The following is a 20,755-nucleotide window of genomic DNA, read 5'->3' as shown; positions in this document are numbered from 1 at the left end:
GGCCGGTCTGGCCGCCGTCCTGACTCGCGGTGGGAACTGACATTGTTGTCCTTCGAAAACTGTGGCGGTGGTGTCCGCCGAGGGTGCGTGCCTTGAGGATCGGTTGGGACTCAGGCAGGTCGGTCGAGCCAGCCGAACGGGCGGCCCGCTACAACGACTGATCGCAGCAGGCCGCCCATTCGCAGGTCATCACTTCGGTGCTTCTCCGAACCACTTCTTGTAGATCTTGTCGTATTCGCCGTTGTCCTTGATCTCCTTGATCGTGTCGTCCACGGCCTTCTTCATCTCCGTGTTGCCCTTCTTCATCGAGATGCCGTAGTGCTCATCGGTCTTGATATCGAAGCCGATCGCGAAGCCCTTGTTCTCGGTGTTGTAGTTGTACAGCACACCGTTGTCGTTGATGACAGCGTCGACCTGACCGGTCTTGAGCGCCTCCAGCGAGAGCGGCAGATCTTCGTAGGTGATGACCTCGGAATCCGTGAAGTGCTCGGTCGCGTAGTCGAGGCCCGTGGTGCCCGCTTGGGCGGCGATCTTGAAGCCCTTGAGAGCCTTCTCATCCTTCGCGGTCTTGTCTGCCTTCGTCAGAATCGCCTGGTTGGCATCGAAGTACGGATCGGAGAAGTCGGTGGCCTCTTCGCGTTCAGGGGTGATCGTCGTTGCCGCGGCCGCGACATCGCACTTCTTCTGATTGAACTCCGCGCCCGAGGTGATCGTCTCGAACGAGGTGTTGATGATCTCCTGCTCGACGCCGAGCTTCTTCGCCACGGCATCGACGATGTCGACGTCGAAGCCGACGACCTCGCCGTCCTTCTCGAACTGGAAGGGCTGATATGACAGATGCGTGCAGGTGGTCAGCTTGCCCTCCTTGACCACGGGGACTCCGCCCTCGGCAGTCGCTGCAGCTTCGGAATCGCCTCCGCCGCCGCAGGCGGACAGGGCTAGCATGGCGCCGGCAGCCAGAATGGCCAGGCTCGAGCGTCGTTTCATGGTTCCTCCAGGAGATCGGTGACGGCTTCGTCACGCAAACGGATTGCCCAGGCATCCGTGTCTGGGCAATGTCTGAGTGGAATCCTATCGTGAACTGGATCACACTCATGGAACTATGATGATTGCCGAGGCAGTTGTGACGGAATCGTAGTCATTCCCGGTGATCAGGACGGCCGTCAGATCCCCGGCCGCAGACGCGAAAGGGCCCGGCAGACGTTCGCGTCTGCCGGGCCCTTTCGCAGTGCTCAGCTCAGCTGGTCCTCCATGTCGAGGTCGGAGGTGTCCTTGGCCATCCACAGGGCGATGAAGGTGACGATCGCAGCGGCGATGATGTAGAGGCCGCAGTAGAAGATTGACCCTCCCTCGGCCTGCCACAGAGCGACCATGGTGAATGGCGCCGGGCCGGCTCCGATGACGCTGGACATGTTGTAGGAGATCGCCGATCCGGTGTAGCGGACGTTGGCGGGGAAGAGCTCGGGCAGGTACGCGGCCATCGGTCCGAAGGTCAGGCCCATGAGGATGAAGCCGACGATGAGCCCGATGATGACTCCCGGGGTGCCGGCATTGAATAGGGCGTTGACGACGAGTCCATAGGCGGCGATGAGTGCGGTCACGCCTAGCAGCATCTTCCGCCGTCCCAGCTTCTCAGCCAGCGGGCCGGAGACGACGGTGAAGATGCCGAAGAACACGACGCCGATGATCAGGTAGGTGAGGAACTCGTTCTTCGTGTACCCCAGCCCGGCGACGAAGCCTGCGGGATCGAAGGTCTTCCCTGCCGCCTCGGCGGCGGTCTGAGCCTGTTCGGGGGTGGCCGGGGATGTGCCGTAGGTGAGGGTGAACGCGGTCATGAAGTAGAAGATCACGTAGGTCGCGAGCATGATCAGCGTGCCGAGGATGAGAGGCTTCCAACTCGTGGCGAAGACCCGCCCGAGCGGAGCCTTCGAGATCTGCTGCTTCTGAGCGACGAGCTGGAACGCCGGAGTCTCCATGAGCGACATGCGGACATAGAGGCCGACGGCTACGAGCAGAGCCGAGAGCAGGAACGGAATGCGCCAGCCCCAGGCGAGGAACGCCTCGGGGGAGGTCCAGGTGCCGAGGGCGACGAAGAGCAGGTTTGCGATGATGAAGCCGACGGGCGCGCCGAGCTGTGGGAAAGTTCCCCAGATGGCGCGCTTGCCTTTCGGGGCATTCTCGGTGGCCAGCAGTGCCGCACCCGACCATTCGCCGCCGAGGCCGACGCCCTGGCAGAAGCGCAAGAGGACGAGGAACAGCGGGGCGAGGACGACCCAGCCCGGGGTGCTGGCGGTCGGCAGCAGGCCGATGAGGAAGGTGCCGATGCCCATGATGAGCAGGGAGGCGATGAGCGTCTTCTTCCGTCCGATGCGGTCACCGAAGTGGCCGAAGATGATCGAGCCGAGGGGGCGGGCGACGAAGGCGACGCCGAAGATCGCGAACGAGCTCAGCAGCTGAGTCGTCGATGTCTGATTGGGGAAGAAGAGGGCCGGGAAGACCAGCGAGGAGGCCGTGGCGTAGGCGTAGAAATCGAAGAATTCGATCGTGGTGCCGACCATCGAGGCGGTCAGGACCTTGCCGCGGGTGTTGTTCTTCCGAGTCGCTGCGATTGCGTCGTCGTCGACTCCGGGTGCCGAGGAGGGATTCTCCGGCTGTGTTTCGGTGGACATGGTGGTGGTGCTCCGCTGTTTCGTGAGTGCAGGCACGGGCGGGTGGTCCGTGCCAATGGAAAAGGCCGTCGGCGCTGTGTCTGGCACAGCGTCGACGGCGACGAACCGACATTACGCTCGTCTCACAAAACGTGATTTCCGAGTCTCAATGTTTGAGATCTCTAGGAGTTCCGAGTGTTGTGGGCAACTCGGAGGGGTGTTCAGCTATTCGCAGTCACCTCGGTGATGGTCACTTCTTCCTTGGGCGCACCGTCGCCGGCACCGGAGTCCGTGCCCTTGGCTGCAATATCGGCAACGATCTTCGTGCTCTTCTCGTCGAGCTGTCCGAACACGGTGTAGTCCGGCGGCAGCGAGCTGTCGTCGTAGACGACGAAGAACTGAGAGCCGTTCGTGTCGGGACCGGAATTCGCCATGGCCAAGGTGCCGGCCGGGTAGGTCTCGGAGCCGTCGAGCTCATCGGCGAACGAGTATCCGGGGCCGCCGGAGCCGGTGCCCGTGGGGTCACCGCACTGGAGGACGAAGATGCCCTCGGTGGTCAGCCGGTGGCACTCGGTGTCGTCGAAGTACTTCTGCTTCGCCAGCGACAGGAAGCTGTTGACGGTGCACGGGGTGCGATCTGCGTCCAGGGTGACGGCCAGGTCGCCTGCCGAGGTCGACACGGTGGCGTCGACGGTGCCCTTGGCCTCCGGCTTCTCGGCAGGTGCCTTGACATCCTTCGCCGCAGACTGCGAATCGGCGGGATACGAGCAGGTTCCCGCGGCGGCCGAGGAGTCCGATTCTCCGGACGATTCGCCGGAATCACCCTCGGAGTCAGACGATCCGCATCCGCTCAGCAGCAGAAGGGCGAGAACGGCCAGGGCCGCGAGGGTCAACAGAACTGCTGACTTCGGACGGTGGTTGAAGGCATGAGAACGACTGGGCGCAGGGTGATCCATGCCTTCATCGTATCGGCACTTTCAGCGAGAAACGGGCTGAGCGTCGAGACACGGGCGTGCGTACGCGTTTCTCGACACTCAACCCGTTTCTCGGCGGGGCCTGGGACTCAGGCGTCGATGGAGGTGCGTGCTGTGCCGGAGGGGGAGCCGCCTCGGCGAAGGAGGATCGCGATGGAGATGACGATGAGCCCGGACAGGCACAGGCCCACACCCACCCAGGCGGGTGCTCGGTAGCCGAGGCCGGCGGTGATGACGATCCCGCCGAGCCACGCGCCGAGTGCGTTGGCGAGGTTGAACGCGGCGTGGTTCATGGCCGCGGACAGGCTCGGAGCGTCGTGGGATTCGCGGAACAGTCGCATCTGCAGGGCTGTGGTGATCATCGACCCGGAGATGCCGATGAGGAAGAGGGCGATGATGGCGATGGCCGCGATGTGGGTGAAGGCACCGAAGGCGGCGAGCACGAGGGCGGAGAGGATCATGCCGCCGGTGGCCGAGCGTTCGATGGATTTGTCGACCAGAGGGCCGGCGATCAGCGATCCGGCGGTCATGCCGAGCCCGTAGACGGCGAGGATCCAGGGAATGGCGATCTCGGGAACGCCGGCGACATCGGTCATGGTCGGGGTGATGTAGGTGTAGACGGCGAACATGCCGCCGAAGCCCACGGAGCCGGCCAAGAGGGTGAGGATGATCTGGACGCGGCCGAGGGCCTTGATCTCGCCGCGGGCCGAGGGCACCTCGCCGGCACCGACACGCACTCGCGGGACGGCGATGGCGACCATGATGACGGTGAGCACGCCGAGGGCGGCGACGAGCGCGTAGGCACTGCGCCACCCGAGCAAAGTGCCCAGTGCCGCGGCGAAGGGGACGCCGAAGATGTTCGCGATGGTCAGACCGAGCATCACCCGGGACATCGCGCGTCCACGCCGGTTGGCCGGGACGAGGGAGGCGGCGACGACGGCTCCGATGCCCAGGTAGGCCCCGTGCGGCAGGCCGGAGACGAAGCGAGCGATGTTGAACAGGCCGGCCGTCGGCGCGAGCATCGAGGCGAGGTTGCCCAAGGCGAAGAGCCCCATCATGCACAGGAGCAGGATCTTGCGATCCATGTGCGCCGCGATGGTCGTGATCAGGGGTGCGCCGACGACGACGCCGATCGCGTAGAACGACACCGCGTGACCGGCCTGGGGAACCGTGATGCCCAGTTCCTCGGCGATCATGGGCAGCAGGCCCATTGTCGCGAATTCGGTCACTCCGATGGCGAAGGCACCGATCGCCAGGGCGAAGACGGCGAATTTGTAGACTCCGCGGGAGACCGGGGCATCACTCATGGGGCTCCTTCGGAGGCTGCTGGTTCGGGCGACGACCGCACCAGCCTATTGCCCATCACAGCTGCTCGACAGTCCTGAGGGCGCAATGTGACGATTCGAACAGGCTCAGTCGGCTTGCGGTTCCTCGGCGTCGTACTCGGCCAAGGCCCGGGAGGCGACGGAGAAGGCGGTATTCGCACTCGGGACTGAGCAGTAGATCGCGGACTGGAGGAGGACCTCCTTGATCTCGTCGCGGGTGAGTCCATTGCGCAGTGCTGCCTTGACATGCATGGCGAGTTCGGTTTCGTGGCCTCCGGCGATCATCGCAGTGAGCGTGATCGCCGAACGCATGCGACGTTCGAGTCCTGGCCGTGTCCAGATCTCTCCCCACGCGTAGCGGGTGATGAGGTCCTGGAAGTCGCTCGTGAAGTCATCGACCTTCGCATTCGCGCGGTCGACATGGGCATCGGAGAGCACTTGCCGGCGCACGGTCATCCCCGCCTCGCGCACGTCGTCACGGCTGGCTTCCCTCGGTCCGGAAGCGGTCGGAAGTTCGGTCTCCGAAACTCCGGCACCGCCCGCACCGGCACCAACCGCGCCGCCGGCCCCGCCGCCGAGTCCCTTTCCGTGCAGGAAATCGGCGAGGAGCCCCGCGGTCACGACCGGAGCCTCGGCCGGGACGAGATGGGCGGCCCCGTCTATGACTTCGAGGAGCGCGCCGGGGACCTCGCCTGCGATCTCGGCGAGCTTCGTCGCCGGAGTCGGCTGGTCCTGAGATCCTGCAACTGCCAGCAGCGGCCGTGTGATCTCGGGCAGGCGTGCACGGACATCGAAATCGGCCAGCGCATAGCAGAGAGCGGCATAGGAGAACCGGTCGGCGTCCTGAAGGGAGTGCAGAAGCGCGGCCGAGGCCTCGGGCTCCCGGTCCATGAACCCTTCACCGAACCAGCGCTGTGCCGAGCCGATGATCTGTGTGGGGGTGCCCGAGGTAGCCACGGTCTGTGCGCGTTCCTCCCAGGCCGCGGCTTCGCCGATCTTCGCGCCCGTGCAGAACACGGCGATGCGGCCGAAGCGGTCTCCGTGATCGAGCGCCAGCTGCAGGGCCGTGGCACCACCGATCGAATCACCGGCGAGGTCGACGGGAGTGTTGGGGGCAGCCGCATCGGGAAGGACCCGATCGAGGGTGTCGAGGACCGCCTCGGCGAGGTCGGACATCGTGATCCGCGGTGCCGCCTCGGTGTCGGCGGGCACTGAGATCGGAGCCGAACGGCCGTGGCCGGGCAGGTCGATGCCTATGACGGTCGTCTCCGGGCTGAGCGCGGAGAGTTCAGTGGCGGCCTGTTGCCACAGGGCGGAAGCGGAGGTGCCGAGCGAGGACAGGACGACGAGCACCCGGGCGTCGGCGGCTGGGGCGGCTGGGGCGGCAAGAACGGATGCGGTGAGGTCCATGGATGTCACTTTCTTCGGTCGGTTCTCAAGGCGGGATGCGGGTCTCAGTCGAAGGACGGCAGGTCGATCTCCTGCGGTCCGGAGCTGTCGATGTTCGCCAGGATGGTCCGGCGGATGTCTTCGGCCTCACCGAGGTAGGACTCGGGGGTGAAGAACTCTTCGATTCCGTCTGCGTCGCTGATCTCGGCACGCAATGCGGCGACGGGGTCGGAACCGGGGGCGATGATGGCTGCGCGTGTGTCCTTGTCCAGGCGATCGCCGAAGACGATGCCGAGCTTCTCCCCGAAGATCCCGGGGGACGCGGCATCGAGGTTCGTGCGCATGGCTTCGGCATTGACCCGCAGTCCCGCGATCATCTCGTCGAGGATGATCAGTGACGAGATCGCCAGGGTCATGAGCTCGGACAAGGCCGGCCATTCGGCATGCCAGGCGCCGTCGGAGCGTTCTTCGACGGCTTCTGCCGCGGCCGTGGTCAGCGTGGACAGCGATCCGGGGACACGCATTCCGTTGCGGTGCAGCAGCACCGCCGAGGTCGGGTTCGACTTGTGGGGCATCGTCGAGGATCCGCCGGTGGAGGCCAGGGACAGCTCGCCGATCTCGGGGCGTACGCCGACGAGGACATCGCGGGCGATGGAGGCCCCGACTGTCACGCATTGGGCGAGGTGGGAGCCCCAGGAGAGGATGCGGACGCGATCGGTGTGCCAGGGCACGGGGATCTGGGTCAGCGCCGCGTCGGGACCGACCATCTGGACGTGGAATTCGCGCAGCAGGGAGTCGGTGGAGTCGCCGGCGAACCAGCGGATCGCAGCTCGGGTGCCCGCGGCGCCGCCGACCTGCACATAGTCGACATAGGGTGCCTGGCCCTGGACCTCATTGACTTCGGCGGCCCAGGTTGCGGCCTTGAGGCCGAAAGTCGTCGGCAGGGCCGGCTGAGTGAGGGTGCGGGCCAGGCACAGGGTCTGGGCGTGAGCGTCGGAGAGTTCGACGAGGGAGGCGCCGATGACTTCGAGGCGGGCCTGCATCTGCCGCACGACACGGGACACGAGCAGGCCGATCGCCGAATCGATGACGTCTTGGCTGGTCAGCCCCCGGTGCAGGCAGTGCGAAGCTTCGGGGGAGAGCCGGGATCGGACGAGGGCGAGGAACGGGATGAGCGGGTTGCCGCCGGACTCGGCATCTTCGCCGAGGGACTGCAGTTGGGTGTGATCGTCCGTAAGCGTGCGGATCGTGGCGTCGATGGCGGCGGCCACCTCGGCGCGGACCTCCGACGACACCAGCCCCACCCGTGCCTGCGCGACGATCCACGCGGTCTCGACTTGACCGATCGCGGTGATGAGCGCGACGTCGTCGATGGCTTCGGATCCGCGCAGATCGCCGGGGGCGAAGAGGAACCGGGTGTGGGCGGTGTCGGTCATTGCTTTCAGTCCTCGTGGCTGGGAAATCGGAGGAAGGGTGTTTCCTCCTCACCCTGCAACCGTATGTCGAAGTGCAGCGATCCGTCAGCCCCTCGGGTGGCGATGAGGCGGGCGCGTTCGTCGCCATCGAGCGAGGACAGGAGCGGGTCGGTGGCCAGAGCCGCAGTGTCCTCGGGCAGGTAGATGCGGGTGAACAGACGGTTGAGAAGGCCACGGGCGAAGAGGACCACGCTGATGAAGGGGGCCTTGCCCGCCTCGGTGGGACCGGGGTTGACCGTGGAGAAGCTGAACTCGCCCTCGGGGTCGACGGCTGCACGGCCGAAACCGGTGAAGGTGAAGCCGTTGCGACGAAGCGATCCCGTCTCGCGGGGGACGACGCCGTGCTCATCGGGCTGCCAGATCTCGAGGATGGCATCGGGGACCGGATCACCTGCCCCGTCATAGACGGTTCCGGTCAGCTGCACGGCGCGAGCCGAGCCTGGCGGGACGAGTTCATTGTCGTGCTCGAAGGGCAGCGCATAGCCGTAGAACGGGCCGACGGTCTGGCCCGGGGTCGGGGTGAGTTCAGTGGTCGTGGGGGTGTCAGTCATCGTCCTCTTCTTCCATCCAGGTCCGGTTGGCTCCGGTGAGCACGATGTCCCAGTTAAATCCCATGAGGAATTCGTGCTCGGTGATGTTGTGGTCATAGGTCGCAACGAGGCGGTCGCGAGCCTTCTGGTCGGTGATCGACTGGTAGATCGGGTCGAGAGCGAAGAGCGGATCCCCGGGGAAGTACATCTGGGTGATCATCCGCTGTGTGAATTCGGATCCGAAGAGCGAGAAGTGGATATGGGCCGGCCGCCATGCGTTGTGGTGGTTCTTCCACGGATAGGGACCCGGTTTGATCGTCGTGAACGAGTAGGAGCCGTCGTCGCCGGTCAGAGTGCGGCCGACGCCGGTGAAGTTCGGGTCGATCGGGGCCGGGTGCTGGTCGCGCTTGTGGATATAGCGGCCGGCCGAGTTCGCCTGCCAGATCTCGACGAGCTGGCCCCGCACTGGGCGTCCTTCGCCGTCGAGGACCCGGCCGGTGACGCGGATGCGCTCGCCGATGGGTTCGCCGTCGGCCTGGATGGTCAGATCCGATTCGAGGGTGCCAATGTCCCGGTGCCCGAAGGCGGGGGAGAAGAGCTCGATCGTCTCCGGGTCGGTGTGGCGGGGGTCCTTCGTCGGGTGGCGCAGGATCGATGACCGGTAGGGCCGGTAGTCCAGGCGCGGCTGGGTCTCGGGCTTCTTGCCGCCCGCGACGTCCTGTTTGTACTGCGCTTCGATGCCGTCGATCTCGGCCGACAGTGTCGCCTGGGATTCGGCGGCGTCGTCGGGGCCCTTCACGGTCTCAGCGATGACGGTCGGGGAATCGAACGCCTCGGTGGTCTCTTCGTTCTCCGAGGACTGGTGCTGACTCATCGTCGAACCTTTCTTCGTCTCTTCGTCGGTTGACATCGTTGTGGGGTCGTGGCGGCTCAGCCGTGGGGCCAGCCTGTGTAGCACTCGGCCAGGTAGCGACGGCCGTGGTCGGATTCGAGGATGGACCGGAGCTCGCCGAGGCTGCGCTTCGTTTCGAAGGCATCCTGAGTCGGGTCGGTGTGGAGCATCCGGGTCATCTGGTAGGAGAAGTTCTGAGCCTTCCAGACGCGTTTGGTCGCGGTCTGCGAATAGCCGGCCAGCGCCTCGGCGTCGGATTCCTTGAACGCCTTGATCAGAGCGGGTGCGAGCACTGCGACATCGGCGAAGGCGAGGTTGAGGCCCTTCGCCCCGGTCGGAGGGACGGTGTGGGCGCTGTCGCCGGCGAGGAACATCGACCCGTGCTGCATCGGCTCGGTCACGGCCGAACGGAAGGGCAGCACGGTCTTGTCGAAGATCGGTCCCGTGTTGAGCTCGAAACCGTCCGGGCCGTCGACGCGGGCCTGGAGTTCGGACCAGATCCGGTCGTCGGACCAGTCTGCCACATCCGTGTCGGGGGAAGCTTGGAAGTACATCCGCTGGACGTTCGAGCTGCGTTGGGAGATGAGTGCGAACCCGCGTTCGGACCGGGAGTAGATGAGGACTTCGTGACTAGGTGGGGCCTCACAGAGGATGCCGAACCAGGCGAAGGGGTATTCGTGGAAGAAGCGCTGCCGGGTGCCGTCGGGGATCATCGAGCGGCATGGACCGCGGGAGCCGTCGGCACCGACGACGTAGCGGGCGTCGATGCACAGCTCGTCGCCCTCGGAGGTGGTGGCGGCGACCCACGGATGTTCGGTTTCGACATCGCCGAGGCGGGTGTCCGTGACCGAGTAATAGGTGGGGCGGCCGGTCCGTTCACGGGCGGCGGAGAGGTCGACGAAGATCTCGTTCTGGGGGTAGAGCCAGACGGATTCGCCGACGAGTTCGGGGAAGTCGAAGTGATTCGAAGCGCCGTTGACTCGGATGTCGATGCCGTCATGGCGGTGCCCGTCGGTGTGGACGCGGGATTCGACGCCCGCGGCTTCGAGCATGCGCACCGATCCTGCTTCGAGGATTCCGGCGCGGTGGGTGTGGGCGATGTCGTCACGGCTGCGGTTGTCGATGACGACGGATTCGATGCCTGCGTTGTGCAGCAGGTGCGCGAGCATGAGTCCCGCGGGTCCGGCGCCGACGATCGCGACGTCTGTCTGAAGTTGTGCCACCTTGGCCTCCTTGCCTTCTCTCTTCTCAACAGTGTGCTCCCAGTCACGGACACGAAGCGATGGCATTCTCATTGAATGGAAGGGTTCGCGACGATGGAGATGGATCGCAGTCGGCGGGCGTGGCGGCGTTGGAGCGGCGCTGCAGATAACCTTTCAATAACAGATCACAGAAGTGGTGCAGAAAAACGTATTCAAGGTAAAGCGGCAGTCACAATGAAGTCATTCCCCGCTTCATTTCTTTGTGACCTCGGCGCTGGTGCGCCGCAGAAGAGGAGTCATCGTGACGACCACCAAGACGCGATCGCGCAAATTCAAAGCCATCCTCGCCGGTGGCATCGTCCTCGGCGTCGGCGCTGCCGTAACACTCGCGGCCTGGACCGACGACGAATGGGCTGAAGGTGTCTTCGGCGCCGGTTCGTTCAACGTTCAAGGCAGCACCAACGGAACCGACTTCGATGATCACAAGAGCAGTGACGGTGCCGCCGCTCTGACTTTCGACTTGGACGGTGCGGACAACTTATCGCCCGGCGACACAGTTGCGGCGCCCTTCGTCCTTCGTCTGGACGGCGCGACGACATACGACGCAACCGTCGCCCTCACCTCGGCGGCAGGTGGCGGGGACAATGCTGCGGCGCTGACCTACGAGATCGTTCAGGTCGCCTCGGCGGGCGACTGCTCGGCCTCCGCGACGGGCACCTCGGTCGTTCCGGCGGGAACGGCCCTGGACTCGACGGCCGGAGCCTCCGATTTCGCTCTCACGGCGGGTGCCGGCACTGCGACCGGCGCCCCGGTTGCATTGTGCTTCAAGGTCACTGCCGATGACACCCTGACACAGGGGCAGGACACCACCGCCCAGTGGCAGTTCACCGCCACCTCGGCTGAATGATCGCGCCGATTTGATTCATGCCATTCCACGTCTCGCCATTGCGCAGTCTCTTCTCGACCGGGCGGGTGTCCGGCGACGCCCGCCCGGTCAGTCGACGGCAGCTGTGCCAGCGGCGGAAAGCGCGCGGCCGTCGAGTCAAGGCGATTCTGGCGGGCGGCTTGGTCTTCGGCGTGGGGGCGACGGCAACAGTCGCTGCGTGGACGGACTCCGAGGAAGCCTCCGGATCATTCGAAGCAGGGCGGTTCAACATCGAACTGTCCACTGACGGTCAGTGGACTGGTACAAATGAGATGACTTTCAACGCGGGCGCCATGTACCCCGGGCAGAAGGTCTACGCACCGGTGTCCGTGCGGACGACGTCGAATACGTCGCTCGACGGCAAGCTCACGGTGTCCGCTGGGGGCATTTCCGATCCGAATGTCTTCGCCTCTGCGCTCACATACCGGGCCGTGGCCCGTTCGACGTCGAGCGTTGCCTGCAACTCGGACAATTTTCCTGGCCCAGGCAGCTTCGTCTTCGGCAGTGCTGCTGGTGCGATCCCGCTGAGCTCCACGCCTGCAGCCGGCACCACGCAGACCCTCAAGGCAGCCTCGGCGTCAGTTCAGGACTATTGCTTCGAAGTGAGCCTGCCGAGCGGCACCTCGTCCGATGCGCAGGGTCTGTCTGCGTCACATACATGGACTTTCACGGCCGAGTCCACCACTCCGGGGAGCTGACCGTGGTGCGCAGAGTGAACGTGAGCGCGTGGCTGGGCGGGGCCGTGCTCAACATCCTCGCTGTCCTCGGTGTGGTCTGCATCGTGCTCGTCATCCTCGGTTTCGTGTTCAACGTGTCGATCATCATGTTCAAGACCGGGTCGATGAGTCCGACGATTTCGGCAGGGTCAGCCTCCCTCGTGCGTGAGATCCCTGCCGAGGATATGCAGGTCGGCGACATCGTCACCGTCGATCGCGGCGAGAAGGTCCTGCCCGTGACCCACCGCGTCACCGAGATCCTCTCCGCCGACGAATCGACGGGTGCCGTGAGGTTCGAGATGAAGGGCGACGCGAACGAAGAGAAGGACCCGGACCCCTATACCGCCGAGACTGTGCGTAAGGTGATGTTCTCCGTCCCGGGTGTCGCCCCGATCCTTCAGCAGTGGCGCAATCCTTTCCTGCTCGGCAGCATCACGATCGCGGCGAGTCTCCTCGTTGTGTGGGCATTCTGGCCGCGGCGTGGTGACGACGATGACGACAGCCTCGCCGAGGCGGCCCGCCCCCGTGCGCGGTCACCGCGGCATGCAATCGCACTGCCCGTGGCGGTGGCTGTCGCTGTCGGAGGCCAGGCGGTGCCGGGGACATCGTTCGCCGAGGATGCGCTTGCCGCTCGTGCGGACCGTTCCGTTGCAGCGGCAGCCGAAGAGACGGGCGACATTCTGAGGATGCGCGGCTTCGGGGATGTCGAGACGATGCGGCACCTCAGTCCCGGGGCCTCGGCCACATGGACCGTTGACGTCTGGGCTGATGCCCCGGAGCCGGGAACCGTGACGGTTTCGATCGGGGCAGGGGCAGGGGCAGGGGCGGATGCCTTGGCAGACTCGCTGTCGATCGACGTACGGGAATGCGCGATGACCGAAGCCGAGGTTCCGTGCCCAGAAGGGTCAGAACTGCTGACGCGGGAAGTGCTGCTCAGTGAATTGGAGCACGCGGACAACGGTGGGCTCACGCTGTTGGACATGGACAGCGACGACTCGCGCCGGGTCGAAGTGACGGCGACCCTCGCTGTCGACGCTGATGCTCGTGCAGTTGCCGGTACCACCGCTGGGGTGCGTGTCATCGCCGAGGGCTTCGGCGACAAAGTCTCGACAGGGCCCGGAGATCCTGGGGATCCGGGTGTGCCAGGCGATTCTGACTCTGATTCCGATGGCACTGTCGAAGGCGCTGCCGATGGCGGCGGTTCCGGAGAGCTGCCATGGACCGGCGTCGACGGCTGGCAGTGGTTTCTAGTCGCAGCATTCATACTCGTCGTCACTGGTTCTGCGATCGTTTCGCGAACCCGGAGGGCGAGGGTGTCATGACGGGCGGTGCCTCGCCGCGACGATCGTGGAGACGAGCGCGTCTGCTGTCGGCGGTCGTCGCTCTGCTCGCGCTCGTCGCCGGCCCAGCCGCGATCAACGGCACACTGGCCGGGTGGGACGATGAGAAGCAGTCGGTTGGTTCGTTCGCGGCAGGGAAGGTGCCTGCCCCCACATTGACCAAGCGATGCGAATACATACCGGGGATTCTCGGGCTCGGGGCCCGAGTCCGAGTCCACTGGAAGCTGCCGCAGGGGTACCAGTTGAGTGACGTCGTAGTTGAAGCATCGACAAGTGGGCTGGGGTCCATTCTCGCGCCGATAACCGGGTTCAGCGTACAGGGAAACACCGTCGCCAATGCTGACGGTACCTATACGACTGATGTGCCCACCAATCTTCTGGGAGGGTTGCTTGGGCTCGGGAGTGAACTCGAGTTGGCGTTCTTCGTCGAGCACGACAGCGGCTGGAGATCGAATAAGGCCTCCGTTGCCAGCAACGCGGGACTCGTAGGTGGAATCGGCGGCAACTGCCGCAACCTCACCTCCTGACCCGCCTCGGTTGACTCGCTTATGATTGTTGAGCAAAATAGTCCATTGTTGTGTTCGTCCGCGAACCTTCCGTGAACAGAAAGCAGCTCAATGATCATCACCGGACTCATCGTCGGCCTGGTCCTCGGATTCGTCTTCCAGCGAGGACGCTTCTGCGTGACCGGAGCTTTCCGCGATCTCACCTTGACGGGGAACACCCGCTGGTTCTCCGCTCTCATCGTACTCATCGCTGTGCACTCTATCGGACTGTTCCTGCTCAACAGCTTCGGAGTGATCACCCTCGAGGCGACACCGTTCCCGTGGTTGGCGTCGATCGTCGGCGGACTGATCTTCGGCTTCGCCATGGTGTACGCCGGCGGATGTGCGACCGGCACCTACTACCGGGCCGGTGAAGGTCTCGTCGGCAGCTGGTTCGCGCTCATCTTCTATGCTCTCTTCTCTGCCGTCATGAAGCTCGGCCCCCTCGCCGGCTTCACCGAGGGCATCCGGGGAATCACCCTGGACAACGGCAGCCTGCAGGCGAGCACGGGACTGAGCCCATGGGTCTTCGCCGCCGTCATCTCTGCGGTGGCGATCTGGCTGACAGTCCACCACACACGCAAGCTCAAGGCCCCGATGGCCACCCTGCCCCCGCGCAAGACCGGCCTGGCGCACCTGCTGACCGAGAAGCGTTGGAATCCCTTCGCCACGGCCGTGGTCATCGGCATCATCGCCACGATCGCCTGGCCGCTGTCTGCCGCCACGGGCCGCAACTCGGGGCTGGGCATCACAACTCCCTCGGCGAACCTCGTCGGATACCTCACCACGGGTGACACTCAGCTCATCGACTGGGGCGTCATGCTCGTCATCGGCATCCTCGTGGGCTCCTTCATCGCTGCCAAGGCCTCCGGTGAGTTCCGGGTCCGCGTGCCGGACAAGGGCACGATCATCAAGTCGATCATCGGCGGAGTCGGCATGGGCGTCGGCGCGGCCATCGCAGGCGGCTGCACCGTCGGCAACGCGATGGTCTCGACGGCACAGTTCGAATACCAGGGATGGGTGTCGATGGTCTTCATGATCGTCGGCGCCGGAATCGCCGCCAAGGTCTCCATCAAACCGAAGAAGTCGCAGGCCGCAGCGCCCGCGGCGGAAAGCAGGACAGTATGAAGCAAGTTCTCGAAACCGATGGTCAGGTCTGCCCTTTCCCGCTCGTCGAAGCCAAGGATGCGATGACCGGTCTGGAAGCCGGTGACGAACTCGTCATCAACTTCGACTGCACTCAGGCCACCGAGGCGATCCCGCAGTGGGCCGCCGAGAATGGCTACCCCGTCACCCACTTCGACCGGGTCACCGACGCCAGCTGGACCATCACCGTCCAGAAGGCCTGACCCACGAGAGACACCAACCACATCGGTCGGCGCAGCTGCAAAGCTGCGCCGACCGATGTGCAATGTCAGTGCCGATGTCTAGACTCGAGACATGAAGATCACGGTTCTCGAAGGCGATATCACCGAGGTGACCGTCGATGCGATCGTCAACGCCGCAAATTCCTCCCTGCTCGGAGGCGGAGGGGTCGACGGAGCCATCCACCGCGCAGCCGGGCCCGCGCTGCTCGAAGCCTGCCGCGAGGTCAGACAGACCACCCACACGCGCGGTCTGCCGCCGGGCCAGGCAGTGGCCACCGCGGCGGGGGACCTGCCTGCCCGCTGGGTCATCCACACGGTCGGACCGAATCGGAACGCGGGCGAGGCCGACCCGGAGGTGCTCGAGTCCTGTTTCGAATCGAGCCTCAACCTCGCCGAGGAGGTCGGAGCCACCACGATCGCGTTCCCCGCCATCGGCGGCGGAGTCTACGGCTGGTCGCCCAGGGACGTCGCCGAGGCGGCTCATTCCGTCATCGTCGACGGACGATCGCGCGGGCGCTGGGAAGCGATCGACGAGGTGCAGTTCGTCCTCTTCAGCGATCAGATGACCAGCGTGTTCTGCCAGGTCTTCGACCACGATCAGTGGTGAAGCCATGAAGGTCAACAGAGTCATCCCGGACATCGTGGTCGATGACCTCGACCCCGCGCGAGACTTCTATGCGGGCTTCCTCGGGTTGAGTAACGAGGAATTCGATCTCGGTTGGGTCGCATGCTTCACCTCACCTGACGCCGGCGCCAGCGTGCAGGTGCTCACCGACGATGAAACCGGGCAGAACAGTGTTCACGCCGCCTTGTGACGCGCCCTGCGCACGACCGCCATCGCCAGCGCGGCGATGGCACAGCCGAGCGCGATGAGCAGCGGGATTCCGGAGACGACGGCCTCGACGACATACTCGGGTCCGGTCTGGAGGATCGGGCCGACGACCTTGATGAGGAGGAATCCGAGGACGCCGACGAAGAGGAAGACTGCTGCTCGTTTGCCGAGGACCACAGGCAGGCTCTTCGGAGACTGATAGGTCTGTGTCGTGCTCATGGTCGATCACCTTCGATGTCGTCCACGGTCCAAAGTCTTTGGGCTGTGCTGTTCAGGTTACTCCTGGAAACAGAGCGTGCACTGGGTGGTCGAAGGACGTTCGATGGGAGCAGCCGGTGATCAGCGAGGGGCGGTATCGCCGGGCCGAACCAGCCCCGTCTCATAGGCGAGCACGATGAGCGCCGCGCGGTCCCGGGCATCCAGGCGAGTGAGCAGACGGCTGACATAGGTGCGAGCCGTGGCGGGGCTGAGGACGAGTTCGGCGGCGATCTCGTCATTCGTCAGCCCATGCCCGATTCCGCTGAGGACCTCGACCTCCCGTTCCGTCAGGCCCTCGAGTGCGTGGGCATCTTCGGCAGGGGAATGCCCCTCGGCGACGGCCCGCATGACCACGGCGGTGACAGACGGCGACAGCAGGGCATCTCCGGCGGCGACCGTGCGGATCGCTGAGCGCAGATCGTCGGGGGAGACATCCTTGAGCAGGTACCCCGCGGCGCCCGCCCGGATCGCGGCGAAGACGTTCTCGTCCTCGTCGAAGGTGGTGAGCATGAGCACTCTGACCCCGTTCAAAGCACCATCGGCGACGATGGCTCGCGCCGCTTCGATCCCGTCCATAACGGGCATGCGGATGTCCATGAGCACGACGTCGGGGCGCAGCTCCCGCACATGCGACAGCCCTGACCTCCCGTCCGCCGCCTCGGCGACGACCGTGATGTCTCCGTCGCGTTCAGCCAGGGGCCGCAGACCAGCTCGGACCAGTTCCTGATCGTCGACGATGACGACGCGGATCGCCTCGGTCATTCGTTCCCCTCCAGGTCGATCGGCAGGTGCGCTGTCACAGTGAACCCTTCGTCGCTCGGTCCGGCACCGAGACGGCCCCGAGCAGTCCCGCCCGTTCCGTCATCCCGCGGATGCCGGCGCCCGGCTCCGCCTCGGCGGATGCGTCGTGACCGTCATCGGCGATGCGTACGACGAGTTCGTCGCCGCGTACCTGCGCCGAGACACGGGCCGCGCTCGCCCCGAATGGCGGAGCACGTTCGTCACCGACTCCTGGACGATCCGGAAGGCCGCCGCGTCGACGGCTCGCGGCAGCCGTCCGGGGTCGACGTCGGTCTCGACCGTGACCTCGAGGCCGGCGGCTCGGGCCGCTTCGACGACGGTGGAGATCGAGGCCAAACCCAGCGCCGAGGCGGGTCCCGCGTCGGTCTCGCCCACGGACTCCTCACGGAGCACCTTGACCGTGCGACGCAGTTCCCGCAGTGCCTCCGAGGTGGCACCGCGCACCCGTTCGGAGTGCATCCGCGCCTCGGCAACCCGGGACTCCTCGGCCATGGTGAGGGCGGCAATGCGCGCCGACTGCGTGCGGGTCTCCCGGACCAGGCGAACCACGGAACCCAGGGCGATCGCCGCAGCTGCCAGGGCGAGTTCGGTGACGAAGCCGTACCCGGTCAGATGGGCACGCGGGTCGAGGTCATCAAACCGGTAGAACGTCGACACAGCGATGAGCACGGTGGCACCGAGCACCGCCCACGAGGTGCGTCGCACCTCGGCAGTTGAGTAGAGGGCACCGACAGCGGGGAGGACCATGCCGATCGGCGGCAGGTCCAGAGCGTAGTAGGCGATTCGAGCCTCGACCCGGGGCGGAAGGAGCTGACGCCTCAGCGTCGATGTGGGAAATCCGGCCGAGAGGAAGAGTAGAGGAGATGAATACGACAACACATTCGAAACGTCCCCTGTCCTGGCCGCTCATCGTCGGCTTCGCCCGCATTGCCCGGCCCGTGCTCACCCTGACGATCTGCGGTGCCGCATAAGGGGTCCTCAACCTCGCCCTCGGAAGCCTGCTCGCCAGCACCGGAATGACCGGCGCAGGCCCCTCCATGCTCATGGCCTTCATCCCCAGCGTGGGGTTGGGCGCCGGCGTCGGCACGCTTGCCGCGCTGGCTGCGGCCGGCATCCAGAAGCTTCTGGGCAGACGGAACGAACGATGAGACTGCGCAAACCAGCGGCGATCGCAGCTGGGACGGCGGTCACACTGGTCGTTGCGTTCGGGCTGGCTGCCTGCGGAGTGTGGACCACCTCGGTGACGGAGGCCGAGTTCACGAAAGAACTGGCCATCCCGCCGTTGGCGGAATCGACGGTCGAGGACGGAGTGCGCACCTTCGACCTCACCGCTCAGAAAGGGTCGACGGAGTTTCCCAGCCAGGACGGGCCGACTGAGACTTGGGGGTTCAACGGGGAGTTCCTCGGGCCCACCCTGCGGGCCGAACGCGGGGAGAAGGTCGCCGTCGACGTGACGAACGACCTCGACGAACCGACGAGCGTGCACTGGCACGGGATGCATCTGCCGGCGACGATGGACGGCGGGCCGCACCAGATGATCGAACCTGGTCAGACGTGGAAACCGCATTGGACGATCGACCAAGCGGCCGCGACCCTCTGGTACCACCGGCATCCGCACGGGAAGACCGAGGACCACGTGTACAAAGGGCTGGCCGGGATGGTCATCCTCGACGACGACGCGACCCGGTCTGCCGAGCTGCCACACGAGTACGGGGTCGATGACCTCCCGCTCATCGTTCAGGACAAGTCCTTCGACGACGGGCAGCTCGAGCTTTCGCACGACGGGGCCGAACCGGGGATGCTCGGCGACACCGTCATGGTCAACGGCACGATCGGCGGGGTGCAGGAGGTGACGTCGGAGAAGGTGCGGATGCGCCTGCTCAACGGATCGACGGCGAGAACGTACGCCTTCGAATTCCCTGATCGGTCGATGGATCTCATCGCCGGTGACGGCGGACTCCTCGAAGAACCAGCCGAGGTCGACCGGCTCCGGTTGGCGCCGGGGGAGCGCGCCGAGGTGGTCGTCGACTTCACAGCCGGTGAGACGGTGCGGCTGCGCTCGGCCGAGGTCGACCTCGGCGGAGTGGCGGTGCCGGCGACGATGGGCGGACACGATTCCTTCGACGTTCTCGAATTCCGCGCGGCCGAGATCCTGACACCGGCACCCGAGCCAACGTGGTCGCCGTCGTCGCACGTCGAGGAAGACGCCCTTGTTGAGGCTGAGGCAGCCAAGACCCGTAAGTTCGAACTCGAGGACCGTGAGATCAACGGTGAGCGGATGGACATGAACCGCATCGACGAGGTGGCCTATGTCGGTGACACCGAAGTGTGGGAGGTACGCAGCAAGCAGCCGATTCCGCACAGCTTCCACATCCACGACGTGCAGTTCGACGTGCTCTCGGTCGACGGGGAGGCGCCGCCGGTGGAGATGAGCGGACGGAAGGACACGATCTACCTCGAACCGAACCGCGACTACCGACTGCTTATGCGGTTCGAGGACTTCACCGACCCGACGATGCCGTACATGTATCACTGCCACATGCTGCTGCACGAAGACGAGGGCATGATGGGTCAATTCGTCGTCATCGGGCGAGGTCAGGAGGCAGAAGTCGGGGCGCCGGCCGGGCACGAAGGGGGTGGGCGCGAGCACTGAAGCGGTGGCAGTGCTCGTGCGTCATCGATTGCAGGATCACACCGCGGTGTAGCCGCCGTCGATGAGGTAGTAGGCGCCGGTGACGAACGAGGCATCATCGGAGAGCAAAAATGACACGACCTTGGCAACCTCATCGGCGGTGCCCAAGCGGCCGAGGGGGTGCTTGGCCTTGAGCCCCTCGAGCGTTTCGGCGTCGAGGTTCGATTCCAGCAGCGGGGTCGTGATGTAGCCGGGACCAACGGCGTTGATGCGCAGACCTTCGGCGCCGTATTCAGCGGCGGCATTCTTCGTGATGCCGACGACGCCGTGCTTGGCAGCCGTGTAGGCGCCGTTGTTGATCGCAGCGACGGTTCCGTGGATCGAGGCCATATTGACGATGGCGGAGTCCTTCGCGCCGGCCTTGAGCATGGCCGGGATCTGGAACCTCATGCCGTAGAGCACGCCGTTGAGGTTGACGTCGATGACCTGATCCCAGGAATCGAGGTCCGTCTCGCCGGCGGGAGCCTGCTTGCCGCCGATGCCCGCGTTGTTCACGGCGAAGTTGAGTCCGCCGTAGGTGTCGACGGCGAACTTGACGACCTTCTCCGAGTCCTCCTTCGAGGACGTGTCCTGCCGGATCGCCGAGGCGGTGCCTCCGGCCTCGGTGATCTCGCCGGCGACGCGCTCGGCTGCCTCGAGATTGATGTCGGTGAGGACGACTTTCGCGCCCTTGGAGGCGAGGTCCTTGGAGATCGCCTCCCGAGCCCCGATCCGCCGCCGGTGACGAGCGCGACCTTGTCCGTGAAATCTGCCATGGTGATGACCTTCTTTCTCGAAACTCTTCGGGACCCAGCTGATGTGGCCCTCACCAGGTGCAACGGCGAAATGTCGGTGAGCATTCCAC

General features: G+C 65.3%; 22 protein-coding genes and 1 pseudogene. 10 read left to right on the top strand and 13 right to left on the bottom strand.

Annotated elements, in window-relative coordinates:
- Positions 1–189 precede the first annotated feature (189 nt).
- The 9 genes from BLU88_RS16765 to BLU88_RS16725 form a co-directional block, all read right to left on the bottom strand.
- A complete protein-coding gene (locus BLU88_RS16765; RefSeq protein ID WP_167356912.1) occupies positions 190–987 on the bottom strand; it encodes a basic amino acid ABC transporter substrate-binding protein in 798 nt (265 codons plus the stop codon).
- Between the two features lie 245 nt (positions 988–1,232).
- Positions 1,233–2,669: an MFS transporter gene (locus BLU88_RS16760; RefSeq protein WP_092017607.1), complete on the bottom strand. Its 1,437-nt coding sequence runs from the start codon at positions 2,667–2,669 to the stop codon at positions 1,233–1,235.
- 200 nt (positions 2,670–2,869) lie between these two features.
- The gene (locus BLU88_RS16755) at positions 2,870–3,604 is read right to left on the bottom strand and encodes a peptidylprolyl isomerase (protein ID WP_092016490.1); all 735 of its coding nucleotides are present in this window, start codon (positions 3,602–3,604) and stop codon (positions 2,870–2,872) included.
- Positions 3,605–3,711: 107 nt separating this feature from the next.
- The gene (locus BLU88_RS16750) at positions 3,712–4,929 is read right to left on the bottom strand and encodes an MFS transporter (RefSeq protein ID WP_092016487.1); all 1,218 of its coding nucleotides are present in this window, start codon (positions 4,927–4,929) and stop codon (positions 3,712–3,714) included.
- Positions 4,930–5,034: 105 nt separating this feature from the next.
- A complete protein-coding gene (pcaDC, locus tag BLU88_RS19190) occupies positions 5,035–6,357 on the bottom strand; it encodes a bifunctional 3-oxoadipate enol-lactonase/4-carboxymuconolactone decarboxylase PcaDC (RefSeq protein ID WP_092016484.1) in 1,323 nt (440 codons plus the stop codon).
- A gap of 44 nt (positions 6,358–6,401) precedes the next feature.
- Positions 6,402–7,772: a lyase family protein gene (locus tag BLU88_RS16740; protein ID WP_092016481.1), complete on the bottom strand. Its 1,371-nt coding sequence runs from the start codon at positions 7,770–7,772 to the stop codon at positions 6,402–6,404.
- Between the two features lie 5 nt (positions 7,773–7,777).
- Positions 7,778–8,362 (bottom strand): protocatechuate 3,4-dioxygenase subunit alpha, encoded by a 585-nt coding sequence (gene pcaG, locus BLU88_RS16735; protein WP_092016478.1) that lies wholly within the window; start codon positions 8,360–8,362, stop codon positions 7,778–7,780.
- A complete protein-coding gene (gene pcaH / locus BLU88_RS16730) occupies positions 8,355–9,215 on the bottom strand; it encodes a protocatechuate 3,4-dioxygenase subunit beta (RefSeq protein WP_092017605.1) in 861 nt (286 codons plus the stop codon). Before pcaH ends, pcaG begins: the two co-directional genes overlap by 8 nt.
- Before the next feature lie 56 nt (positions 9,216–9,271).
- Entirely contained in the window at positions 9,272–10,456 is a 1,185-nt protein-coding gene (locus tag BLU88_RS16725; protein WP_197678154.1) for a 4-hydroxybenzoate 3-monooxygenase, read from the bottom strand.
- Between the two features lie 280 nt (positions 10,457–10,736).
- Here BLU88_RS16725 and BLU88_RS16720 point away from each other — a divergent pair, with 280 nt between their 5' ends.
- From BLU88_RS16720 to BLU88_RS16685, 8 genes are all read left to right on the top strand, one after another.
- Positions 10,737–11,342: a SipW-dependent-type signal peptide-containing protein gene (locus tag BLU88_RS16720; RefSeq protein WP_092017603.1), complete on the top strand. Its 606-nt coding sequence runs from the start codon at positions 10,737–10,739 to the stop codon at positions 11,340–11,342.
- A gap of 17 nt (positions 11,343–11,359) precedes the next feature.
- The gene (locus BLU88_RS16715) at positions 11,360–12,058 is read left to right on the top strand and encodes a SipW-dependent-type signal peptide-containing protein (protein WP_092016472.1); all 699 of its coding nucleotides are present in this window, start codon (positions 11,360–11,362) and stop codon (positions 12,056–12,058) included.
- Between the two features lie 20 nt (positions 12,059–12,078).
- Entirely contained in the window at positions 12,079–13,398 is a 1,320-nt protein-coding gene (locus BLU88_RS16710; RefSeq protein ID WP_231939478.1) for a signal peptidase I, read from the top strand.
- The gene (locus tag BLU88_RS16705) at positions 13,395–13,943 is read left to right on the top strand and encodes a hypothetical protein (protein WP_092016466.1); all 549 of its coding nucleotides are present in this window, start codon (positions 13,395–13,397) and stop codon (positions 13,941–13,943) included. Before BLU88_RS16710 ends, BLU88_RS16705 begins: the two co-directional genes overlap by 4 nt.
- 90 nt (positions 13,944–14,033) lie before the next feature.
- Positions 14,034–15,089, top strand: a complete 1,056-nt coding sequence (locus tag BLU88_RS16700; RefSeq protein ID WP_092016463.1) for a YeeE/YedE family protein — start codon at positions 14,034–14,036, stop codon at positions 15,087–15,089.
- Complete coding sequence (locus tag BLU88_RS16695; RefSeq protein WP_039207979.1) at positions 15,086–15,310, top strand: sulfurtransferase TusA family protein; 225 nt, start codon at positions 15,086–15,088, stop codon at positions 15,308–15,310. Before BLU88_RS16700 ends, BLU88_RS16695 begins: the two co-directional genes overlap by 4 nt.
- 91 nt (positions 15,311–15,401) lie before the next feature.
- Complete coding sequence (locus BLU88_RS16690) at positions 15,402–15,935, top strand: O-acetyl-ADP-ribose deacetylase (RefSeq protein ID WP_092016458.1); 534 nt, start codon at positions 15,402–15,404, stop codon at positions 15,933–15,935.
- Positions 15,936–15,939: 4 nt separating this feature from the next.
- A complete protein-coding gene (locus BLU88_RS16685; RefSeq protein ID WP_092016456.1) occupies positions 15,940–16,143 on the top strand; it encodes a VOC family protein in 204 nt (67 codons plus the stop codon).
- Here BLU88_RS16685 and BLU88_RS16680 read toward each other — a convergent pair.
- The 3 genes from BLU88_RS16680 to BLU88_RS16670 all read right to left on the bottom strand — a co-directional run bounded on the left by BLU88_RS16680 (position 16,128) and on the right by BLU88_RS16670 (position 17,966).
- A complete protein-coding gene (locus BLU88_RS16680) occupies positions 16,128–16,379 on the bottom strand; it encodes a hypothetical protein (RefSeq protein ID WP_092016453.1) in 252 nt (83 codons plus the stop codon). The two genes, BLU88_RS16685 and BLU88_RS16680, sit on opposite strands and share 16 nt — an antisense overlap.
- Positions 16,380–16,499: 120 nt before the next feature.
- Complete coding sequence (locus BLU88_RS16675; protein WP_092016451.1) at positions 16,500–17,180, bottom strand: response regulator; 681 nt, start codon at positions 17,178–17,180, stop codon at positions 16,500–16,502.
- Positions 17,181–17,279: 99 nt separating this feature from the next.
- On the bottom strand, positions 17,280–17,966 hold the full coding sequence (locus BLU88_RS16670) for a sensor histidine kinase (RefSeq protein WP_092016448.1): 687 nt from the start codon (positions 17,964–17,966) through the stop codon (positions 17,280–17,282).
- Positions 17,967–18,235: 269 nt separating this feature from the next.
- Between BLU88_RS16670 and BLU88_RS18980 the strand changes: the two genes are divergently transcribed.
- Positions 18,236–18,367, top strand: coding sequence for a hypothetical protein (locus BLU88_RS18980; RefSeq protein ID WP_269457648.1), 132 nt, complete (start codon positions 18,236–18,238; stop codon positions 18,365–18,367).
- Positions 18,364–19,872: a multicopper oxidase family protein gene (locus tag BLU88_RS16665; RefSeq protein ID WP_092016444.1), complete on the top strand. Its 1,509-nt coding sequence runs from the start codon at positions 18,364–18,366 to the stop codon at positions 19,870–19,872. Before BLU88_RS18980 ends, BLU88_RS16665 begins: the two co-directional genes overlap by 4 nt.
- Before the next feature lie 36 nt (positions 19,873–19,908).
- Here the strand turns inward: BLU88_RS16665 and BLU88_RS16660 are convergent.
- A pseudogene (locus tag BLU88_RS16660) lies at positions 19,909–20,666 on the bottom strand (SDR family NAD(P)-dependent oxidoreductase).
- Positions 20,667–20,755: the final 89 nt, after the last annotated feature.

This window comes from Brevibacterium siliguriense, assembly GCF_900105315.1.
Lineage (GTDB): Bacteria > Actinomycetota > Actinomycetes > Actinomycetales > Brevibacteriaceae > Brevibacterium > Brevibacterium siliguriense.
The sequence above is the reverse complement of the archived record's forward strand: the minus strand, read 5'-3'. Positions and strand labels throughout refer to the sequence as shown.

Coding starts and splice junctions, on each gene's coding strand:
- BLU88_RS16765 (WP_167356912.1), bottom strand. CDS start 987: ATGAAACGACGCTCGAGCCTGGCCATTCTGGCTGCCGGCGCCATGCTA.
- BLU88_RS16760 (WP_092017607.1), bottom strand. CDS start 2,669: ATGTCCACCGAAACACAGCCGGAGAATCCCTCCTCGGCACCCGGAGTC.
- BLU88_RS16755 (WP_092016490.1), bottom strand. CDS start 3,604: ATGGATCACCCTGCGCCCAGTCGTTCTCATGCCTTCAACCACCGTCCG.
- BLU88_RS16750 (WP_092016487.1), bottom strand. CDS start 4,929: ATGAGTGATGCCCCGGTCTCCCGCGGAGTCTACAAATTCGCCGTCTTC.
- pcaDC (WP_092016484.1), bottom strand. CDS start 6,357: ATGGACCTCACCGCATCCGTTCTTGCCGCCCCAGCCGCCCCAGCCGCC.
- BLU88_RS16740 (WP_092016481.1), bottom strand. CDS start 7,772: ATGACCGACACCGCCCACACCCGGTTCCTCTTCGCCCCCGGCGATCTG.
- pcaG (WP_092016478.1), bottom strand. CDS start 8,362: ATGACTGACACCCCCACGACCACTGAACTCACCCCGACCCCGGGCCAG.
- pcaH (WP_092017605.1), bottom strand. CDS start 9,215: ATGAGTCAGCACCAGTCCTCGGAGAACGAAGAGACCACCGAGGCGTTC.
- BLU88_RS16715 (WP_092016472.1), top strand. CDS start 11,360: ATGCCATTCCACGTCTCGCCATTGCGCAGTCTCTTCTCGACCGGGCGG.
- BLU88_RS16705 (WP_092016466.1), top strand. CDS start 13,395: ATGACGGGCGGTGCCTCGCCGCGACGATCGTGGAGACGAGCGCGTCTG.
- BLU88_RS16700 (WP_092016463.1), top strand. CDS start 14,034: ATGATCATCACCGGACTCATCGTCGGCCTGGTCCTCGGATTCGTCTTC.
- BLU88_RS16695 (WP_039207979.1), top strand. CDS start 15,086: ATGAAGCAAGTTCTCGAAACCGATGGTCAGGTCTGCCCTTTCCCGCTC.
- BLU88_RS16690 (WP_092016458.1), top strand. CDS start 15,402: ATGAAGATCACGGTTCTCGAAGGCGATATCACCGAGGTGACCGTCGAT.
- BLU88_RS16685 (WP_092016456.1), top strand. CDS start 15,940: ATGAAGGTCAACAGAGTCATCCCGGACATCGTGGTCGATGACCTCGAC.
- BLU88_RS16680 (WP_092016453.1), bottom strand. CDS start 16,379: ATGAGCACGACACAGACCTATCAGTCTCCGAAGAGCCTGCCTGTGGTC.
- BLU88_RS16675 (WP_092016451.1), bottom strand. CDS start 17,180: ATGACCGAGGCGATCCGCGTCGTCATCGTCGACGATCAGGAACTGGTC.
- BLU88_RS16670 (WP_092016448.1), bottom strand. CDS start 17,966: ATGGTCCTCCCCGCTGTCGGTGCCCTCTACTCAACTGCCGAGGTGCGA.
- BLU88_RS18980 (WP_269457648.1), top strand. CDS start 18,236: ATGACCGGCGCAGGCCCCTCCATGCTCATGGCCTTCATCCCCAGCGTG.
- BLU88_RS16665 (WP_092016444.1), top strand. CDS start 18,364: ATGAGACTGCGCAAACCAGCGGCGATCGCAGCTGGGACGGCGGTCACA.